At 64.8% G+C, this 17266-nt stretch carries 27 protein-coding genes and 3 tRNA genes; 18 read left to right on the top strand and 12 right to left on the bottom strand.

Annotated features, from left to right (window positions below):
• Window positions 1-8 precede the first annotated feature (8 nt).
• Window positions 9-137: a hypothetical protein gene (locus tag ACM26W_RS01205; RefSeq protein ID WP_416139057.1), complete on the top strand. Its 129-nt coding sequence runs from the start codon at window positions 9-11 to the stop codon at window positions 135-137.
• 69 nt (window positions 138-206) lie between these two features.
• Here the strand turns inward: ACM26W_RS01205 and ACM26W_RS01200 are convergent, their stop codons facing one another.
• The 5 genes from ACM26W_RS01200 to ACM26W_RS01180 form a co-directional block, all read right to left on the bottom strand.
• Window positions 207-560 (bottom strand): hypothetical protein, encoded by a 354-nt coding sequence (locus ACM26W_RS01200; protein ID WP_416139056.1) that lies wholly within the window; start codon window positions 558-560, stop codon window positions 207-209.
• An 85-nt stretch (window positions 561-645) separates the two neighbouring features.
• A complete protein-coding gene (locus tag ACM26W_RS01195) occupies window positions 646-897 on the bottom strand; it encodes a hypothetical protein (RefSeq protein WP_416139055.1) in 252 nt (83 codons plus the stop codon).
• 70 nt (window positions 898-967) lie between these two features.
• On the bottom strand, window positions 968-1522 hold the full coding sequence (locus ACM26W_RS01190; RefSeq protein WP_416139054.1) for a PH domain-containing protein: 555 nt from the start codon (window positions 1520-1522) through the stop codon (window positions 968-970).
• A 2-nt stretch (window positions 1523-1524) separates the two neighbouring features.
• Window positions 1525-1992, bottom strand: coding sequence for a hypothetical protein (locus ACM26W_RS01185; RefSeq protein WP_416139053.1), 468 nt, complete (start codon window positions 1990-1992; stop codon window positions 1525-1527).
• Window positions 1993-2079: 87 nt separating this feature from the next.
• Window positions 2080-2781, bottom strand: coding sequence for a LexA family transcriptional regulator (locus ACM26W_RS01180; RefSeq protein WP_416139052.1), 702 nt, complete (start codon window positions 2779-2781; stop codon window positions 2080-2082).
• 101 nt (window positions 2782-2882) lie between these two features.
• On the opposite strand from ACM26W_RS01180, the gene ACM26W_RS01175 reads away from it, so the two are divergent.
• From ACM26W_RS01175 to ACM26W_RS01110, 14 genes are all read left to right on the top strand, one after another.
• The gene (locus ACM26W_RS01175) at window positions 2883-3146 is read left to right on the top strand and encodes a hypothetical protein (protein WP_416139050.1); all 264 of its coding nucleotides are present in this window, start codon (window positions 2883-2885) and stop codon (window positions 3144-3146) included.
• A 96-nt stretch (window positions 3147-3242) separates the two neighbouring features.
• Window positions 3243-3488, top strand: coding sequence for an ogr/Delta-like zinc finger family protein (locus tag ACM26W_RS01170; protein ID WP_416139048.1), 246 nt, complete (start codon window positions 3243-3245; stop codon window positions 3486-3488).
• Between the two features lie 35 nt (window positions 3489-3523).
• Window positions 3524-3925 (top strand): hypothetical protein, encoded by a 402-nt coding sequence (locus tag ACM26W_RS01165; protein WP_416139047.1) that lies wholly within the window; start codon window positions 3524-3526, stop codon window positions 3923-3925.
• Window positions 3926-3968: 43 nt separating this feature from the next.
• Window positions 3969-4394, top strand: a complete 426-nt coding sequence (locus tag ACM26W_RS01160; protein WP_416139045.1) for a hypothetical protein — start codon at window positions 3969-3971, stop codon at window positions 4392-4394.
• A complete protein-coding gene (locus tag ACM26W_RS01155) occupies window positions 4394-4597 on the top strand; it encodes a hypothetical protein (RefSeq protein WP_416139044.1) in 204 nt (67 codons plus the stop codon). Before ACM26W_RS01160 ends, ACM26W_RS01155 begins: the two co-directional genes overlap by 1 nt.
• Window positions 4594-6957 (top strand): replication endonuclease, encoded by a 2364-nt coding sequence (locus ACM26W_RS01150; RefSeq protein ID WP_416139043.1) that lies wholly within the window; start codon window positions 4594-4596, stop codon window positions 6955-6957. The genes ACM26W_RS01155 and ACM26W_RS01150 overlap by 4 nt, the downstream gene beginning before the upstream one ends.
• A 23-nt stretch (window positions 6958-6980) precedes the next feature.
• Window positions 6981-7211 carry a hypothetical protein gene (locus ACM26W_RS01145; protein ID WP_416139042.1) on the top strand — a complete coding sequence of 77 codons (231 nt, stop codon included), beginning with the start codon at window positions 6981-6983 and terminating at the stop codon, window positions 7209-7211.
• On the top strand, window positions 7204-7428 hold the full coding sequence (locus ACM26W_RS01140) for a hypothetical protein (protein WP_416139041.1): 225 nt from the start codon (window positions 7204-7206) through the stop codon (window positions 7426-7428). Before ACM26W_RS01145 ends, ACM26W_RS01140 begins: the two co-directional genes overlap by 8 nt.
• Complete coding sequence (locus ACM26W_RS01135; RefSeq protein ID WP_416139040.1) at window positions 7418-7636, top strand: TraR/DksA C4-type zinc finger protein; 219 nt, start codon at window positions 7418-7420, stop codon at window positions 7634-7636. The genes ACM26W_RS01140 and ACM26W_RS01135 overlap by 11 nt, the downstream gene beginning before the upstream one ends.
• Before the next feature lie 22 nt (window positions 7637-7658).
• A complete protein-coding gene (locus ACM26W_RS01130; RefSeq protein ID WP_416139039.1) occupies window positions 7659-8108 on the top strand; it encodes a hypothetical protein in 450 nt (149 codons plus the stop codon).
• On the top strand, window positions 8105-8491 hold the full coding sequence (locus tag ACM26W_RS01125; protein WP_416139038.1) for a hypothetical protein: 387 nt from the start codon (window positions 8105-8107) through the stop codon (window positions 8489-8491). Before ACM26W_RS01130 ends, ACM26W_RS01125 begins: the two co-directional genes overlap by 4 nt.
• On the top strand, window positions 8488-8778 hold the full coding sequence (locus tag ACM26W_RS01120) for a hypothetical protein (protein WP_416139037.1): 291 nt from the start codon (window positions 8488-8490) through the stop codon (window positions 8776-8778). The genes ACM26W_RS01125 and ACM26W_RS01120 overlap by 4 nt, the downstream gene beginning before the upstream one ends.
• Entirely contained in the window at window positions 8775-8987 is a 213-nt protein-coding gene (locus tag ACM26W_RS01115) for a DUF4224 domain-containing protein (RefSeq protein ID WP_416139036.1), read from the top strand. Before ACM26W_RS01120 ends, ACM26W_RS01115 begins: the two co-directional genes overlap by 4 nt.
• A complete protein-coding gene (locus ACM26W_RS01110; RefSeq protein ID WP_416139035.1) occupies window positions 8984-10138 on the top strand; it encodes a site-specific integrase in 1155 nt (384 codons plus the stop codon). Before ACM26W_RS01115 ends, ACM26W_RS01110 begins: the two co-directional genes overlap by 4 nt.
• 160 nt (window positions 10139-10298) lie before the next feature.
• Here ACM26W_RS01110 and ACM26W_RS01105 read toward each other — a convergent pair.
• The 7 genes from ACM26W_RS01105 to ACM26W_RS01075 all read right to left on the bottom strand — a co-directional run bounded on the left by ACM26W_RS01105 (window position 10299) and on the right by ACM26W_RS01075 (window position 14967).
• A tRNA-Thr gene (locus ACM26W_RS01105) sits at window positions 10299-10374 on the bottom strand.
• 96 nt (window positions 10375-10470) lie between these two features.
• Window positions 10471-10545: transfer RNA gene (locus ACM26W_RS01100), tRNA-Gln, on the bottom strand.
• Between the two features lie 6 nt (window positions 10546-10551).
• Window positions 10552-10627 (bottom strand) — tRNA-Phe (locus tag ACM26W_RS01095).
• A gap of 91 nt (window positions 10628-10718) precedes the next feature.
• Entirely contained in the window at window positions 10719-10991 is a 273-nt protein-coding gene (locus ACM26W_RS01090; protein ID WP_416139034.1) for an oxidative damage protection protein, read from the bottom strand.
• A 33-nt stretch (window positions 10992-11024) separates the two neighbouring features.
• Window positions 11025-12113, bottom strand: a complete 1089-nt coding sequence (gene mutY / locus ACM26W_RS01085) for an A/G-specific adenine glycosylase (RefSeq protein WP_416139033.1) — start codon at window positions 12111-12113, stop codon at window positions 11025-11027.
• Between the two features lie 56 nt (window positions 12114-12169).
• Complete coding sequence (locus tag ACM26W_RS01080; RefSeq protein WP_416139032.1) at window positions 12170-14521, bottom strand: AsmA family protein; 2352 nt, start codon at window positions 14519-14521, stop codon at window positions 12170-12172.
• Window positions 14521-14967 (bottom strand): acetyl-CoA sensor PanZ family protein, encoded by a 447-nt coding sequence (locus ACM26W_RS01075; RefSeq protein WP_416139031.1) that lies wholly within the window; start codon window positions 14965-14967, stop codon window positions 14521-14523. The genes ACM26W_RS01080 and ACM26W_RS01075 overlap by 1 nt, the downstream gene beginning before the upstream one ends.
• A 193-nt stretch (window positions 14968-15160) precedes the next feature.
• Here ACM26W_RS01075 and hisB point away from each other — a divergent pair, with 193 nt between their 5' ends.
• The 3 genes from hisB (at window position 15161) to hisA (ending at window position 17266) form a co-directional block, all read left to right on the top strand.
• The gene (gene hisB, locus ACM26W_RS01070; protein WP_416139030.1) at window positions 15161-15754 is read left to right on the top strand and encodes an imidazoleglycerol-phosphate dehydratase HisB; all 594 of its coding nucleotides are present in this window, start codon (window positions 15161-15163) and stop codon (window positions 15752-15754) included.
• A gap of 31 nt (window positions 15755-15785) precedes the next feature.
• Window positions 15786-16427, top strand: coding sequence for an imidazole glycerol phosphate synthase subunit HisH (gene hisH, locus ACM26W_RS01065; RefSeq protein ID WP_416139029.1), 642 nt, complete (start codon window positions 15786-15788; stop codon window positions 16425-16427).
• A 77-nt stretch (window positions 16428-16504) separates the two neighbouring features.
• Window positions 16505-17266 carry a 1-(5-phosphoribosyl)-5-[(5-phosphoribosylamino)methylideneamino]imidazole-4-carboxamide isomerase gene (hisA, locus tag ACM26W_RS01060; protein WP_416139028.1) on the top strand — a complete coding sequence of 254 codons (762 nt, stop codon included), beginning with the start codon at window positions 16505-16507 and terminating at the stop codon, window positions 17264-17266.

The following is a 17266-nucleotide window of genomic DNA, read 5'->3' as shown; positions in this document are numbered from 1 at the left end:
ACGCAAAAATGCAACGCCAAATGACCGACCGTGACATCATCGCCGGCCTGCGCCGCCGGCCCCTCGACAAAGTCGCCCGCGCCGCCGCCGATCGGCTGGAACAGCTGCTGCAAGAAAAAACCACCCGCCAGCATTAAGCACACCCCAACGCAAGCGCCCCGGCACAAGGCCGGGGCGTGTCGTCGTGAGGTGTGGTCAACGGCTCGTTATGCCGCCTGCATGCGCACCTGCCGCACTACCACGCCCGCGCAATCTTCTTCTCGGGCCACGATGCTTTCGCGAGGCCCCACGGTGGGAAGCAGCAGGAAGCCGCCACCGATGCGGTGGCTATTGAATAGCCGGCACTGCCCTTCCACTGCCATCACCACCAGGTTGCCATGTTGTATCGGCCGCGCCTCGTCGACCACCAGTACATCGCCCTCGATCAACGGACCCTCGACCCCCGCCTCGTCGCTCACCTCCACCAGGTAGCAACTGGCGGGCAGACAGTCAGGGTCAAGCATTGCAAGTGCCGGATGCGAAACGCCCGCGCACAGCGGGCCGATGTAGTGCAGCTTCATGCTCTTACCCGTTGTACTTTGCCAGCAGCCGATCAAAGTAAATTAGCGCCGAGGCCTCGCCAGACTCGACTACCTAGCCAAAAAATCACCCATCTTCTAATGCATCAGCCAAAACTTGATTAAAAGCCATTGGCTTTCCAAGTACGGCAACAGTTGTCTGAGATGCCTCGATCTCATGAATCGTTTCCTGGCCTGTATGCAGCAGCATATAGTCATGATGTTCTAAGTAATGGTTGATCCCATTCTCAAGACTTGTAAGAAGATGCCTGCACTCAGTGCAGCTACGGGAAACGTCCGAACTTAGATGCACAACCTTCTCGATATTCTCGTAATCCATAAATCACCTCTAAAGATTCAAAATTAAGCCATCAAAAAATTTTAGCTGGTCAAATGCACCCAGCTCATCACTAGGCGAGAATCTTCGCCTTCTGATCAGCGAATTCGTCGTCGCTCAACACGCCGCGATCCCGCAACGACGCTAGCCGCTCGAGGCGGCTGACCACATCATCACCCGACGGGGCTTGGTGGCTGGAAGGCTTCGGCTCACCAGCATCGTCGATGGCTTTCCGTGCGAGTTCGGCAAAGGTGGCCACGGCTTTTTTCGGCACCTGGGTGATCGTATGCTCAACCGAGCCCACCTGGATCACCAGCTTGCCCATCAGCATCCCGGTCTCATAAGAGATCGCCGACACATTACCAAGTCGAAACTCCGTCTGGCTCAGGCCGTAGAACATGCCCTTGTCGAGAAGAAGGATTCGCTGGTCGGTCAGTGCTATCAGCCAGGTCTTGTTATCCATTAGGCCCGACGCAAAGCCCATAAGTTGTTCGCCGTCGTGCATCAGCTCCGGCAGATGGTTGAGTTCCTTCTTGGTGAAGAATCCATCGTCTCCCATCGCGGTAGCGATACGTTTATATTCGGCTTTGCGTTCTTCTGCGCTGGCGTTCTTCACGTCAAAAGCCATGATCAATATCCCCCTTCGATGCAGTACTCGACCATCTCGTAATCGATGCCCCACTCGCGCTCACAAGCGGCGATATCCCCTGCAGTGTAACGATCAGCCAGCCGGTCGCGAGCGCCGCGTTGATTGTTGATGCAGTACTCAACCATCTCATGGTCGCCGCTCCATTCGTTAAAGCAGTATTCGCTGACCTCGTCACCGGCATCCATTTTCAGGCGCTGATCGGCAGCGCTTTGGTTGCGATAGCAATAGAGCGCCATTTCGTAGTCTGGTAGCCACTCGCTGCCGCATGTCGCGGCGATGGTGCCCGATAGCGTCTCGAACTCACGCATCGCCTGTCGCTGATTGTTCTCGCAATACGTGCGCATCTCAGCGTCACCTGGCCAATCAGACGCGCAGAACTCAGCCGGAGTATCAGCCGAAGAGAGGGAAGACAGCCCGAGAAGGGCAGCAGTTAGGAAAAGCCGCTTCATTGTTGTCCCCTTGCGTTATCGACCCTCTACGGGGCCTGTGATGTTGTCGTTTTTCGGTTCCTTCAATGCAGTATTGCAATAACCCAGTCACGAAACCCGCCCGATACGGATCTCACAGCGGCCGAGGATCTCCACATCGTGCATCTGCTCGGGCGGGATCATTTCGGGGCGGTAATGCTCGTTATCGCTGATCAGGTATAGCGCCCCACCGGCGAGCCGTTGCACCCGCTTGATACGGCGCTCACCGCTGACCAGCAGCAGGAAAACACCCTCCTGCTTGGGGTCGCGGCTAACCAGGTCTACCAGCACCCAATCGCCATCGGTCAAAGTGCCGTCCATCGAATCGCCGCGCACTTTCACGCCTACCACCCGCGCCGGGTCCAAGCCGTGCGCCTCGAGCTCGGTGGTCTGAAAGTACAGCGTCGCCTCGATCTCTTCCTCGTCGAAGCAGCGCCCAGCCCCCGCCGCCGCCTCGATGTCGTACATCGGCACCGAGCTATGCAGGGGGCTCGGGCCGGCCGCCGCCCGAATGGTATCCGCGTAATCGGCCAGCTCTTCGCCGGTACCGCTGGGTGCCGGACCCTTTCCGAGTATCAGCCAGTCGAGGCTTATACCTTTTTCGAGTGCCAGCTGCATCGCCTCGTCAAAGGGGATACTCCCTCTGACTTTCTTATTAGACATCAACGTTTTATGCCCTCCGAAATGCTCGGAAAGCGCCGTGTCACTGGCGATGCCTAGAATGGTTTTCATCCTGTTTATGACAGACGAAACAGCTTCTTTGCTGTGCATATACTCATTCAGTCTATGTGTGAGAGACGATATGGCTTGATCCATACTCGTTTCGTCTCTAGGCTTAGCTTGAACTAGACAACTGCTAGGAAGCATACGCGATGAGTGCATCAGATTCCTCCCGAAAGACGTTTTCTCGTGCGCCGAACGGCTGCAACGCCAAGCCGATCTGGCTTTCGCTGCGGCCCAGCGAGCGCGGCGAGATAGAGCAAGTGGCCAATGACTTGAAACATTCCGTCGCGGCAACAGCGCGGCTGATCGAGCTGGTCGGGCTTGAGCAGTACCGCGCGAAGGGCGTTTCGGAGCTGTATCGAGTTAACGAAGAGGACATGAAACGCCATTCAACTTCTAAGGAGACGTTCTGAGTCCTGCAAAGGGCCTTTTAGTCTTAGACAGTCATAACGAGTTTAGCCAGATGAATTGCCTCATACCGAGGCGCGACACACACAAGGAGACAGCCGGTGCGAATTGCCTGCCCTCATTGCAAGGACCGGACGATCACCCGTAGCAGCAAGCGCCCGGCGCCGGTGTTCTACGAGGTCTACGCCCAGTGCATCAATCCGCTGTGTGGCTGGGCGGGGAAGATCTACGTCGAGTTCGCCACCACCACCGCCCCGAGCCGCAGCCCGGCGCCAGAGGTGAGCATCCCCGTCGATCCTGCCAGCCGTCAGCGCCTGCTCGACCAGCTGCTGCCCGAAACCACCTGAACCCCAAAAACACCACAACCCCAGGAGGACCCGCCATGGGCACCGTTACCCAGCTACGCCATCACTCCAGCGCCGCCCCCCAGCTCGACGCCGAGAACCTCGCCACCGGCTACTTGTTCGAGAGGCGCTGGGAGAGCCGCCACATCGCCCTGGCCCACTGCGCCGGCCAGCTCACAGAACAGCACGACATGCCCGCGCACGTCGCCGAACGCGAAGCACTGCAGGCCTACGCTGCGCTCGAGAGCGTCAACCACGGCATGTGCGTCGACATCAATGCCACCACGTCGGACCTGGTGATGATCCGCGACACCGAGGGCCGCCGGATAGCCCTGACCATCACCGATCTGCGCCGTCTGCTTGACCAGCTGCGCCGCGAGGAGTGCCTGCCGCGTATCGACCCTGAACGCTTCGAGAGCGCGCACATCCTCGAGCACTGAACCGCCGTCTACTGCCAGCCGCCCTTTGCCAGGAGCCACCGACATGACCGCTTTGTCTGCCAACGTCCATCAGTTGCCCATTGCCCACCAGCCGCCGGCCGTCCAGCAGGACCGCGCCGACTTCGGCGCCCTGCGCGCCGAGCTGCACAGCCGCTGCGCCGATCACGACCTCGCCGATCTGTGGGCCAGCCTGGCCAACGGCGAGCGCAAGGCCCTGCTGGCCAGCGCCAAGCTCAGCCCGCGCGAATCGATCACGCCCATCGAGCAGATGCCCCGCTATAACCGTGAGGCCATCCGCGGCGCCATCCAGCGCATGAGTCAGTACGCCAACCGCCTGCGCCGTCAGCTCGAGGGCGACAAGCCCCACCCGAGCCGCGAGCTGGCAAGCCTCGCCCGCCAGGCCCTGGCCGACGGCGACACCCGCGCCGCCCAACACTGGCTAGGCCTGATCGAGAAAGGGGTCGCGTGATGATCGAGAAAACCATGACCGGCATGTATGTCGCCCTGGAGGTGCTCGAAACCACCGCCAAGCAGCTCGACCGCGAAGGCAAGTCCGAGAAGGCCCGCCAGCTGCGCAAGCAGGCATTCGATCTGGGCACGTCGCTGCTGAATATCGAAGGCATCCTTCAGGAAGCCGAAGAGGCCCCCGCCGCCGAACAGGGGGAGGCGTGAGCGCCCTCGAGCAATCTCAGCAATTCGGTACCCGGGACTGTCATCGGTTCCGGCAGGCATATTTCGATGCCCTGCCTACGCTCGCCGAGGATCTCGCCGCCGGCTTTGTCTACGTGGCCAGCAGCTACGGCAACGCCGCCGGAAACCGGTGGCTGCGGCGGAATGCCGACGGACTGATCGATCCGGCGCGCGCTTACCGTAAGTTCGCGCCGATCGCCGCCGACCTCGAGCGCGGCTTCAAGGCGCTGCGTGGCCTGGAGCCGACTACCATTCAAGGCCTCCACGCTGGATGCGCCTGGCTGGCCAGTGTCGAAAAGCGTCTGAGTATCGGCGGCCTCAATGCCACACACGATGACGATGCCCTGGTCAGCTACGCCGAGGCTCACGCCCGCGCCGTGGATGACGAGCGCAACGCCATTATCGGTTCGATCGCCAAGCACAATCGCCGCCTGCGTCTCGGCCTGCTGCCGATGGCCACGATAACGCCGCCCCTCGAGGGCGCGACCCTCTCGGCCCAGGCCCGACACCTCGCCGACCTGATCGCCGAGAGCCGCAACCCGCTGACCCCGCCGCCGTTCGGCATCCCATTGATGGCGGTATTCAAGTGGCATCGCACACCGGTGATGAGCCTCGCCGTCGCCGACGAAATGGCTCTTACCCAGGCCCGCAAGCGCGCCCGCCTGCATGGCATCGAGCCCCCCAACCTCAAGACCCCGAGCCATGTTCAGCTCGCCCGGTTGAGCTGTTCGCTATGGTGGCGGCGCAAGCTGCGCCGGGTCGCCGGCCGCCGCCTCGAGCAGGTGCAGCGCGAAGCGCACCGCGTGCACGCCCGTGCCGGCATCTACTGCAGCAACATGACCGTCGAGCGCCGCCGTCAGCAGAAGGTGCGCAACCGCGCCCTGCTCGAAACCCTGGAGGCCATCAACCAGGAGGGTCAGACCTACACTCTCGCCGAACTTGCCGAGCTGGGCCTGGCCAATCCAGACCACCGCCGTGCCGAGCTGATGCTGCGCATCCGTGACACCGAGGTCGAGGCGCGTCGCGTCGGCCATGTCGGCATGTTCTACACCCTGACCACGCCGAGCCGCTTTCACCCGGTCCTGCAGCGCAGCGCGAGCCGTAACCGCAAGTACGACGGCTCAACCCCCCGCCACGCCCAGCAGCACCTGCAGCAGATATGGGCCAAGGCGCGCGCCAAGTTCGACCGCGAGGGCCTGTCGATCTACGGCATCCGCGTCGTCGAGCCCCATCACGACGGCACGCCCCACTGGCACCTGTTGATCTGGATGAAGCCGGAAGACGAAGAGGCGGTGACCGAGATCCTGCGCTGTTACGCCGAGCAGGAGTCACCCGAAGAGCTCTACGACCGCAACGGCGAGCGCACCACGGCACGTTTCAAGTCGGTGAAGATCGATCACAACCGCGGTACCGCCGCCGGTTACGTGGCGAAATACATCAGCAAGAACATCAACGGCGAACAGTTCATGGACGCCGACAAGTACGACCAGCCAATGCACTCGAGCGCCCCGCGTATCGAGGCGTGGGCGGCCGTATGGGGCATCCGTCAGTTCCAGTTCGTGGGTCTGCCATCGGTCACGGTCTGGCGTGAAGTGCGCCGCCTCACCGACAAGCAGGCCGGACAGCTGCGCGAATGGGAAGAAGCCACCCGCCCCGAGCCGGGCGCCTCGAAGCGCCTGCACGAGATCCGCCAGGCCGCCAACGCTGGCGAGTGGGACAAGTTCCTGAGGCTGATGGGCGGCCCCAACCTGCCGCGCAAGGATCGCCCGATCCGCCCTTGGAATGTGCAGCGCATGGACACCAGTCGCGCCGAGTTCAGCCACGCCACCGGCGAAGAGCGCCAGGGTCTCGAGGCGCTGGGCCGCTACGGCGAACCGGTGGCCACCACTTGGGGCTTGGTCGTCAGCGATGGCAAGGGCCATGAATCCGAGTTCTTGACCCGCTTGTATCGCTGGGAGGTGCGCTCGAAGCACCACCGTCCCGGGGTGGGCAGTTCGGGACCCGACGAAGTCGGGGCCCCTTGGACTTGTGTCACTAACTGTACGGACGGCCACCAGCCGGACGGCAAAACCGTGACACCCCGGGTCGACACGACCCCCAGAAAGCCCAGCGACGAGGAACTCGCCGCGCAGTTGGAAAGATTAAAGGCCTGGCAGGCCAGCGAAGAGGTCCTCGCCGAGAAGGAAACCGCCGACATCGAGGCCCGCTATGCCCGCGCCGCGGCGCGGCGCCTCATCCAGCACGACGCCACGGCCCGCGAGATCCTCGCCGGCCGGGGCATGCACATCGAGCCGCCACCCGCACCCGAGCCGGAAGAGTACTTCCCGCCCGAGCTCTGTTGATCCATCACAAAAAGGAGAACGCCATGCGACAAAAAATGACCGATCACCGCCCTCGCCGCCTGAGCGGCCAGCCCACCGGCACCCTGCAGGACGCCGGCGAGGTCGCCGTGCTCACCCCCAACCAGGGCGAGACGCACCACCGGTTCGCCATGGTCGTCGCATTCGACAGCGAAGCCGAGCTGCGCCGCGCGTTGAAGGGCCACGCCTGCCGCTACCGCAATGGCCAGCGCGTCGAGGAGCTGACCCATGAGTGATCGCCTCTACCTGGTCAGCGACCCGATCGGCCGCGTCGACCCCTACAGCACCAACACCAGCCAGGGCTTGGCGGTGCAGCGATTCGTACAACGCCGCGCGCGCCGCCCGGTCAGCACCGCCGCCGCATGGATGGTCTGGCTTGGCCTGTGGTGCCGCGGCTACCGCATCGTCTATGCCCCCGCCATCCCGCACGAGGACCTGACCCATGGCCGATAAAGCCGACATCGCTGCCGAGATAAGCGAAAAGCGCCTCGAGACCACGCTCAAGGCCATCGAAAAGGCAGTGCGCAAGCCCGTCACCACCAATGAATGCGACGACTGCGGCGAACCGATCCCGGCCGCCCGCCGCCGCGCCGCGCCCTGGGCCAGCACCTGTATCGAGTGCCAGGGCATTCGAGAGCAGCAGGCGAAGCATCGCAGCTGAACACATCCAGGAGGAAACAACCGTGCACACCGTCAGCGCCTTGATATCCACCAGCGTCACCGACGCCCGCATCAGCCTTGCCGGCATGGTTGAGAGCAACCCACAGCACGCCGGCCAGCTAAGCCTGCAGCTACTCGAGAGAATGAAGGGCTGGCCTGGCCAGTCTGGTCGTCGCATGGTCGCCTTGCGCACTCTGCGAGTCGCGGCCAAGCGCATCGCCGAGGACTGCACGCCAGACTCGCAAGGCTCCAGCCTCAGCGACATCTACTACACCCTGCCGATCGGCGACCTGCGCAAGGTGCTCGCCCAGCCCGCCGATCCCTACGCCCGTGCTGGAAAGGTCCTCACCACCCTGCTGCAGATCCGCGGCGAGGAAGGCCAGGCCACCCGCCGAAAGATCCTCGTCGCCGCCATCGGCAAGGCCGCCAAGACCATTCAGCAAGCCGACGCCACACCAGGAGACGCCGAATGAACGCACACGCCTTAACCCCTCCCGTGACCGTCGAGCAAGCTCTCGAGCAGACAAGACAGGCCACCGAACTGGCCACCGCCCTGGACGAAGCCCGCGAGCTGCTGACCAGGGTGATGGCCATCGCACCCGAAGAGCTCGATCCGCCGATCCGAAAGGAGCCCGCCGACTACGCTGCAGCGCGGCAGATGGAGCGGCAAGAACTCGAGCAACGCTACGCCCTGGCCCGCCTGACCGCCCGCCTGTCGATCCGCAAGGTGCACGACCTCGAGGGGGAGATCGAGCGGCTCGAGTACTACCTCGGCAAGAGGGGCGCGCCCCTTGAAGCGCTGGAGAAAGACAACCGCGACCTACGTCGAGAAGTCGCGGCATGGAGGGGCGCGTGAACGAACAGCCCAAAGGCGGGCCTATGGCCCGCCACGCCGCGATGCTCTGCCAGGACCCAGTGTTTAGGCTCTACCTGGACCGCCGCCGACGCTTCAAGTGGAACATGACAGAACAGGCGCTGCCCGACGGCACCCACAACGAACAGGACGCCCGCGACTGGCTCTGCGACGCCTGCAAGATCGAGAGACGCGCCGAGCTGGACCACCGATATGAGGCGGAACGCACCTTTCGCCAGATCCGCAACCGCTTCAACGCCTGGCGGGCCAAGAACAGGGAGCGCGCATGAGCACCGCCAACGTCCTATCCTGTGAAGAGCTCAAGGCTATCACCGGCTATCAGCGCCCGGCCGATGTCGCCCGCTGCCTGCGCGAGCAGGGCGTGCGCGTCTTCCATGGCCGCACCGGGCCCTGGACCACGCTGGACCTGATCAATCACGCCGGCGGCATCACGCCGGCCAGCAACAGCGATACCCTGGACCCCGCCGAGATCCTATGAAGTCGAACGCCAGACGCCGCAAGCACAACCCCCGCATCCCGGCCCACATCGACCAGGGCCGGATTCCAGCCGGCGTCTACTTCGACCACCGCGGCCACGGCCGCTGGTACCTGCTTCACCGCGACGAGGGCGGAAAGCAGCACCGACAGAACATCGCCGACGCCCGCGCCACGCTCTCCGAGCTGCACCGCATCGTCGAGCAGCGCCACGGCATCGACCGCCACTCGCTGCGCTACCTCGCCGAGCGCTTCCATCAGTCGGCGCAGTACCTCGAGCTGGCTGCCAAGACCCGCACCGACTACGACTATTGCCGCGACACCCTGCTCGAGCTGCCCACCAAGCTTGGCAAGCCGCTGGGCAATCTGCCAACGCGGCAGTTCACGCCCGCCCTGGTGCAGCGCCTCGTCGACAAGATCGCCGCCCAGGGCACGCCCTCGAAAGCGAACCACCTGCTGCGCTACCTGCGCCGCTTATTCCGTTGGGGAATAAACAGAGGCCATTGTGATAGCAATCCGGCCGCCGGCGTCGAGCAGGCCAGGGAACGCCAGCAGCGGCGCCTTCCAGAGCTGACCACCATCGCCGAACTTACCAAGTTCGCGCAGCAGCGTGGCCAGCGCGCCCGCGGCGAGAAAGGCGCCTGCGCGCCCTATCTGTGGATCGTCATGGAGCTGGCCTACATCCTGCGTCTGCGCGGCATCGAGATCGTCACCCTCACCGACGCCAACAGCACCACCGACGGCGTGCTCACAAACCGCCGCAAGGGCAGCCGCGACAACGTCGTCGGCTGGTACCCGCGACTGACCAGCGCCTGGCAGGCCGCCACCGACCGCCGCGCCGCCATCTGGAAGGGCAAGGGCAGACCGGTACCCATGCACCCCGAGGCCCGGCCGCTGATCGTCGCCGCCGACGGCAGCGAACTGCGCAAGTCGAGCCTCGACACCGCCTGGCAGCGCCTGATCAAGATGGCCATCGAGGAGGGAGTGATCTCCGCCGAACAGCGCTTCGGGCTCCACGACCTCAAGCGACGCGGCATCACCGACACCAAAGGCACTCGGCACGACAAGCAACAGGCAAGCGGCCACCGATCGGCAGCCATGATGGACACCTACGACCTAAGCGTGCCCCTGGTACCGCACCCCGGCGACGACTGACCGCCCCCGCCGCCAGACCCGAAAACGCCCGCTGATCGCGGGCGTTTCTGTATCCGGCCAGGCGGCACATTGTTACGCACGATGTTACGCACACACGAAAAAACCGCCCTATTAGGCGGTTTTAACATTGTCTATCTCGTTGTTTTTCCCGACGTTTTAATGGTGCCGGCACCAGGAGTCGAACCCGGGACCTACTGATTACAAGTCAGTTGCTCTACCAACTGAGCTATGCCGGCAATGCGACGCTCTGTACCAGCGCAGGGGAGTGACATCCTCTGAGCGAGAAAGACCGTGAACCCATGTTCACGGTCTTTCGGAATCGAGGTTGGCGATGGCTGGGGTACCAGGATTCGAACCTGGGAATGCCGATACCAAAAACCGGTGCCTTACCACTTGGCTATACCCCAGCAGTGTGGTGGCCAGAGAGGGAATCGAACCCCCGACACGGGGATTTTCAATCCCCTGCTCTACCAACTGAGCTATCTGGCCTCTGCCAACGGTGCGTATTAAACCTCAGCGGACATTCGGCGTCAACCCCTTCCGTTTCAAAACGATGGCCGGAGAAGGCCACGAGATGGCGTCACGATTCCCGTGGCACATAGCCCTCGGCCTGGTCGGTCTCGCGGTTGTCCAGGAAGCGTTCCATCTGCTCCATCAGGTACTCCCGGGCAGAAGGCTCGAGCATGTTGAGGTGTTTCTCGTTGATCAGGCGGGTCTGCAGGGTCTGCCACTCCTCCCAGGCCTGCTTCGACACACTGGCCTGGACCTCCTGCCCCTTCTTGCCGGGCAGTGGTGGAAACTGCAGGGCCTCGAGCTCCTGCTGGTACTTGCGACAGAAGACGGTCTGGCTCATGAATAAATCTCCTCGTAGAGACTGAAAGCGGGCTCAGGGGCCCGGCGGGGTATCCAGGGCGAAGGGCGCCAGCCCGGTGAGCAGCGACTTCACAGGCGCCGCCAACCCGATGGCATCCGGATTCAGGGGATCGTACCAGCGGCGGGTCTCACCCACCGCATCGAGGCGCTCGACGCGCGCCGGCTGGGGCGTGATCTCCAGCCGGAAATGGCTGAACACGTGGGTGAAGGGCGTCCAAGCCGGCTCGATGCCGCTGCCCGGCGCATGGCTGTCGAGCCAGGCCTGCAGCTTGGCGTGATCGTCGAACTGGGGCAGGCTCCAGAGCCCGCCCCACAAGCCGCTGGCCGGACGCTGCTCCAGCAGTACCCGCCCCCGAGCGTCCAGCAGCAGCAGCATGCGGGTGGTGCGGGTGGGCAGCGCTTTCTTCGGCTTCGACTCGGGGAAGCGACGCTCCTCGCCACGGGCATGGGCCACGCAGACATCCGCGAAGGGACAGCGCACGCACTCGGGGGTGCCTCGCCGACACAGGGTCGCGCCCAGATCCATGATCGCCTGGGTGTAGTCGACCAGTCGTGCCTGCGGAGTGTAGTGCTCGGCCAACGCCCACAGGCGACGCTCCACCACCGGGCGACCGGGCCAGCCCTCCACCGCATGCAGGCGAGACAGACTGCGCTTGACGTTGCCGTCGAGGATCACCGCCCGCTCCCCGCTGCTCTGGGCGATGATGGCCCCCGCAGTGGAACGACCGATGCCGGGCAGCGCGGCCAGCGATTCGGTGTCCATGGGGAACTCGCTGCCGTGCTCATCGACAACCACGCCCGCCGCCCGGTGCAGGTTGCGCCCACGGGCGTAGTAGCCAAGGCCCGTCCACAGGTGCAGCACCTCGTCCTGCTCCGCCGCCGCCAGCGTCTGGATGTCCGGAAAGCGCGCCATGAAGCGCTCGAAGTAGGGAATTACCGTGGCCACCTGGGTCTGCTGCAGCATGATCTCCGACACCCACACCCGATAGGGCGTGCGCTCCTGCTGCCAGGGAAGGTCATGGCGGCCGTGCACATCGAACCAGGCCAGCAGGCGCCGCTGGAACTCTGCGGCAGATAGGACGGGTGAGGTCGTCTCACTCATCGCGGCTCCAAAAAAAAAAGCGCCGACACGGGTGCCGGCGCAGGGACTGACTTTGCTCAATCAAACAGACCACGCAGGGCATCGCGAAGTTCCCGACCACCGCCCTCGCCGAGTCGCTCGTCGAGACGCTCCAGGGTTCCCTCCAGACGGCGCTCCACTTCCTCGCCGGCCCGGCTGCCGAGTTCGTCACGCAGCGCCTCGCCGATGGCGGACTGGAAGGCCTGCTGGTCGAAGCGGCACCATTCAGCGCTGTCTCCCGAGAGGCTGCCCTCACAGCGCACCGGGAAGGGCAACCGCTCCAGGCGCGGGTTGACCCGGCAGGCGGCGTCGGCGGTGTCGACCATCCGGGCCGCGGCGCGCAGTTCGAAGCGCTGGCTGATGAGATCGAGCCAGCCCTCGCCGCCCAGCTCGATGCCCGGAATGGCTACCTGCAGGTCCTCGCTGTTGAGGGTGCCGTCACGAATGACGAAGGTGGCCTCGGCGCGCTCAAAGCGGGTGTCCGGGTGCCAGTCGCGGCTGGTCTCGCGTCCCTCCAGGGTGGCCACGGCAGTACACAGCTCCCGGGAGACATTGACGTCGAGGATGGCGCCGTCGTCGATGTGTGCGACGATGCGACCATCCAGATGGCGCTTGAGCGCCGGCCAGGTGTTGCCACGTGAGGACAATTCCCCGTCAGCGAAGAGGCGCCCGCGCAGTGGGGCCTTTTCATGGCCCAGGGCTTCGAACACCTCGTCGGTACGCACCCGCTCGATGCGGGGCATCAGCTGCCAGCGGATCGGGTCCCGCGTCAGGTCCAGCACACCTTCGGCAGCCAGGTCCCCCTCGTAGAAGCCCGAGGTGAAGCGGGTCAGGCGCTGCTGCCCGTCGGCACCCTGCAGGGCCAGATCGACGTCGCGGAACGCCAGCCCCCCCAGGCCCAGCCAGCCGAGACTCAGCTCACCGTCCAGCGCAAGCTCAGCGAGCCACTCCTCCGGCACCAGGGTGCCGGCCAGCTCGGCATAGGCCCGGGCGATACCCGGGATAACGGGAGCCTCGGCGCTGCCGCCTTCAGGCACTGCCGGTGGCAGGTAGGCGTCCAGGTCCAGGCGGTCGCCTTGCAGGTCGAAGTCGAGCATCTGCCCGTCGAGTCCCGCCGCGAGCCGTCCGGTGAAAGTGCTGTCATCCAGCACCAGTGTCAGGCCACTCAGCTCCAACCGCGACAGGTCGCCCCGCAGCGGACTGGTCAGCGCCACATCGGTGAGAGCCTCGGCATCGGCCATGACCGGCAAGCTGTCGAAGCGCTCGAGCCAGGGGCGCAGGGTCGTGGGTGCCAAGCGCACCTGGCCATCATAGGCCGGCGCCTCCAGCAGGTGGTCGACATTGAGATTGCCGCTCAGGCTAAGGCCGTCCTCGCTGCTCAGCTCCAGGGCGCTCAGCCGGGCAGTCTCCTCGACGAGGTCCGACTCCATAGCAAACGCCAGGGAGAACGGCAGCGGCGACGACCCCAGAGCGGGATGATTGAGGGTAGCCTCCAGGTGGCCCTCCTCCAGGCGCAGGCGGCGCTCGACAGCGTCGAGGCGCAGCTGGCTGCCCTTCAGGGTCAGCTTCTGTTCGCCTTCCACCTCAGCCAGCCTGCTGGTGGTGTTCAGCGAGAGGTTTTCCAGCAGGTACCGGCGCTCCGCCAGCCCCAGGGTAACGCGTCCCTCCAGGGAGACATCGCTGGTCACTCTGGGGATGCCCTCGCGGTTATCCAGAACAAGGTCATCGTGGCCGATCAGGCGGAAGGTGGTGCGAATCGGGAAGGCGCTGCGCGGGTTGACGTTGCTGCCGGTGATACCGAGCGCCTCCAGCCGCAGTTTATGCCCGGTTTTCAGGTCGCGATAGCTCACCTCACCATCGCGCACCTCCACGCTGGCGATGTTGAGCGCCACAGACAGCCCTTCTCCACCGGGGATCGGTCCCGCGGTGGCGCTCGCAGGGGCGAGGGCCTCCTCGGCGGCCTCGCTGCGATCGGCGAGGCGCTCCATGAGGGTCTCCCAGTTGCCGCGCCCCGTCTCGTCTCGCTCGAGGTTGAGATGCATGCCCTCCAGGGTCATGCCGTCGATGGCGATCTCGCCGCGCAGCAGGGGCGCGAAGGCCAGGCTTACCTCGGCCCGCCGGAAGGCCACGAAAGACTCGTCCTCGCTAACCGATTGCTCCGGCAGCCAGGCGTCGGCCTTCTCCACTCCCACCCCGATACGCGGATAGAAAGACCAGGTCAAGGGCCCCTCCAGGGCAAGCTCCAGGCCGCTCTGCTCGCGAACCACTTCGATCAGCCGCGGCTTTAGATCCTCGGGATCGAAGAAGGTGGTGACATAGACCACGGCCGCCACGGCCAAAACGGCGAGGATGCCGATCGCGGCGAGAAGAATACTCAGCAAGCGCCGCATCACTTCCCTCCCTCCGGCATCAACAGCTCGTAGAAGTCGCTATGGTGCTCCAGCCGGTAACCGAGTCTTGTCAGCAGCACCTGATCGGCCAGCTGTAACTGGGAAAGCTCGGCGCGCAGGACCTTGCTTTCGGCCTGGGCCGCCCGTCCCACCAGGGTCAGCAGCCGAGTGCCGACGCCACGCCGGCGGGTCGGCTTGCGGATGCAGAAGTGCGACAACCACCAGGCCACGCCATCGTCACGCTGAGCCACCGCACCGATCAGGCGATCGTTGAAGCGGGCACAGAGAAAGCGATGGCCATCGGCCAGATGGCCTTGGATAAAGGCATCCACGGGTGCAGGCAGGCGCTCGGAGGGCGCATCGGCATAGATGCGAGCGAGGTCGAGCTGCGCCTGAGCATCAGCTTCCCAGGCGGCGCGGTCGACGGGATGGAGTGTCACCGGCATAGATGGGTCTCCCTGGGCCGGGGCGGCGAGGGTCGCCGCCGCGCAATGGGGTGCATTGTAGCGGATGGGGTCGCCGATTCTCTATAATGGCACCTTTACGGCCGCGGGCGTGTCCCGCCGTCAACTCGTTCTTTCGGGTCACTGCCCGCCGGTGACCCAACTCGACATGCGCCCAGGCGCTGGAGATGCATCGATGTCCGAGCGTATCGCCACGGTCAGCCGTGACACTCAGGAAACCCAGATCACCGTTACCGTCAATCTCGACGGCACCGGCAAGTTGGCCTGCGAGACCGGCGTCCCCTTCCTCGACCACATGCTCGACCAGGTGGCGCGCCACGGGTTGATCGATCTGGAGATCAAGGCCGCTGGCGACCTGCATATCGACGATCACCATACCGTCGAGGACCTGGGCATCACCCTGGGCCAGGCCTTCGCCAGGGCCGTTGGCGACAAGCGTGGCATCCGCCGCTACGGCCATGCCTATGTCCCCCTGGACGAGGCGCTCTCCCGGGTGGTGGTCGACTTCTCCGGCCGCCCCGGGCTGTTCATGGACGTGGAGTTCACCCGGGCGAGCATCGGCCGCCTGGACACCCAGCTGTTCTGGGAGTTCTTCCAGGGCTTCGTCAACCACGGCATGGTGACCCTGCACATCGACAATCTGAAGGGCTTCAACGCTCACCACCAGGCGGAAACCATCTTCAAGGCCTTCGGCCGGGCACTGCGCATGGCCGTGGAGCCCGATCCCCGCATGGCCGGTCAGATGCCATCTACCAAGGGCTGCCTGTGAGGCCGCCGCACGACCACACGAGGAGCGCCCCATGACCATTGCCGTCATCGACTACGGGATGGGCAACCTGCATTCCGTCGCCAAGGCACTGGAACACGTCACCCACGAGAACGTGGTGGTGACTCGCGATCCCCGCCGCATCCGAGGTGCCACTCGCCTGGTACTGCCCGGCCAGGGCGCGATCCGTGACTGCGTGGGCGAACTGGAGAAGACCCACCTGCGCGGCCTGGTGGAAGAGCTACTGGCCAGCCAGGAGAAGCCGCTGCTGGGCATCTGTGTGGGTCAGCAGATGCTGCTCGACCACAGCGAAGAGAACGGCGGCATCGACTGCCTGGGCTTTATCGGCGGCCGGGTCAGGCGTTTCCCCGGCGACATGCGGGACGACCGCGGCCAGCGTCTCAAGGTGCCCCACATGGGCTGGAACCTGGTGCGCCAGCAGCGAGAGCATCCGCTGTGGGAGGGCATCGACCAGGACGAGCATTTCTACTTCGTGCACAGTTTCTACGTAGAGGCCGCCGACGACGCCACGGTGTTCGGCACCACCGACTACGGCCGCATCCAGGCCCACGTGGCCATCGGCCGCGACGCCACCTTCGCGGTGCAGTTCCACCCGGAGAAGAGCTCCCGGGCCGGCCTGCGATTGCTCGAGAACTTTGTCACCTGGGCGCCCTGAGCCGGCGCAGGAACCGGGCGGAACACCGACGACGACTTTCAACCGGGGCCCAAAGCGGCACCCAAGAGGAGCTGGACATGCTGGTGATTCCCGCCATCGATCTCAAGGACGGCAAGTGCGTGCGTCTGAAGCAGGGGCGCATGGATGACGCCACCACCTACGGCGACGACCCGGTGGCCATGGCCGAGCGCTGGGTCAAGGCCGGCGCCCGCCGCCTGCACCTGGTGGACCTCAACGGTGCCTTCGAGGGCAAGCCGATCAACGGCGAGGCCGTGACCGCCATCGCTCGCCGCTGGCCCGATCTGCCGATCCAGATCGGCGGCGGCATCCGCTCGGCCGCGACCATCGAGCACTACCTGGCCGCCGGGGTGTCCTATGTGATCATCGGCACCAAGGCGGTGAAGGACCCCGCCTTCGTCGGCGAGATGTGCCGCGCCTTCCCGGGCCATGTGATCGTCGGCCTGGACGCCCGCGACGGTTTCGTCGCCACCGACGGCTGGGCCGAGGTCTCCGAGGTCAAGGCCGTGGACCTGGCGAAGCGCTTCGCCGACGATGGCGTCTCGAGCATCGTCTACACCGATATCGCCCGCGACGGCATGATGAACGGCGTCAACGTGGAGGCTACCGCTCAACTGGCTCGCGAGGGCGGCCTGCCGGTGATCGCCTCCGGCGGCGTCACCGACCTCGACGACCTGCGCGCCCTGGTGGCCGCCGGCGAGCCGGGCATACTGGGCGCCATTACCGGCCGCGCCATCTACGAAGGCAGCCTGGACGTGGCCGAGGGCCAGCGTCTGTGCGATGAACTCACCGATTCATTCAAGACCACAGGGCTCAAGTGA

Origin of the sequence: Halomonas sp. HK25 (assembly GCF_047795635.1) — a bacterium.
GTDB lineage: Bacteria > Pseudomonadota > Gammaproteobacteria > Pseudomonadales > Halomonadaceae > Halomonas.
This window is presented reverse-complemented; position numbering and strand designations above follow the sequence as displayed.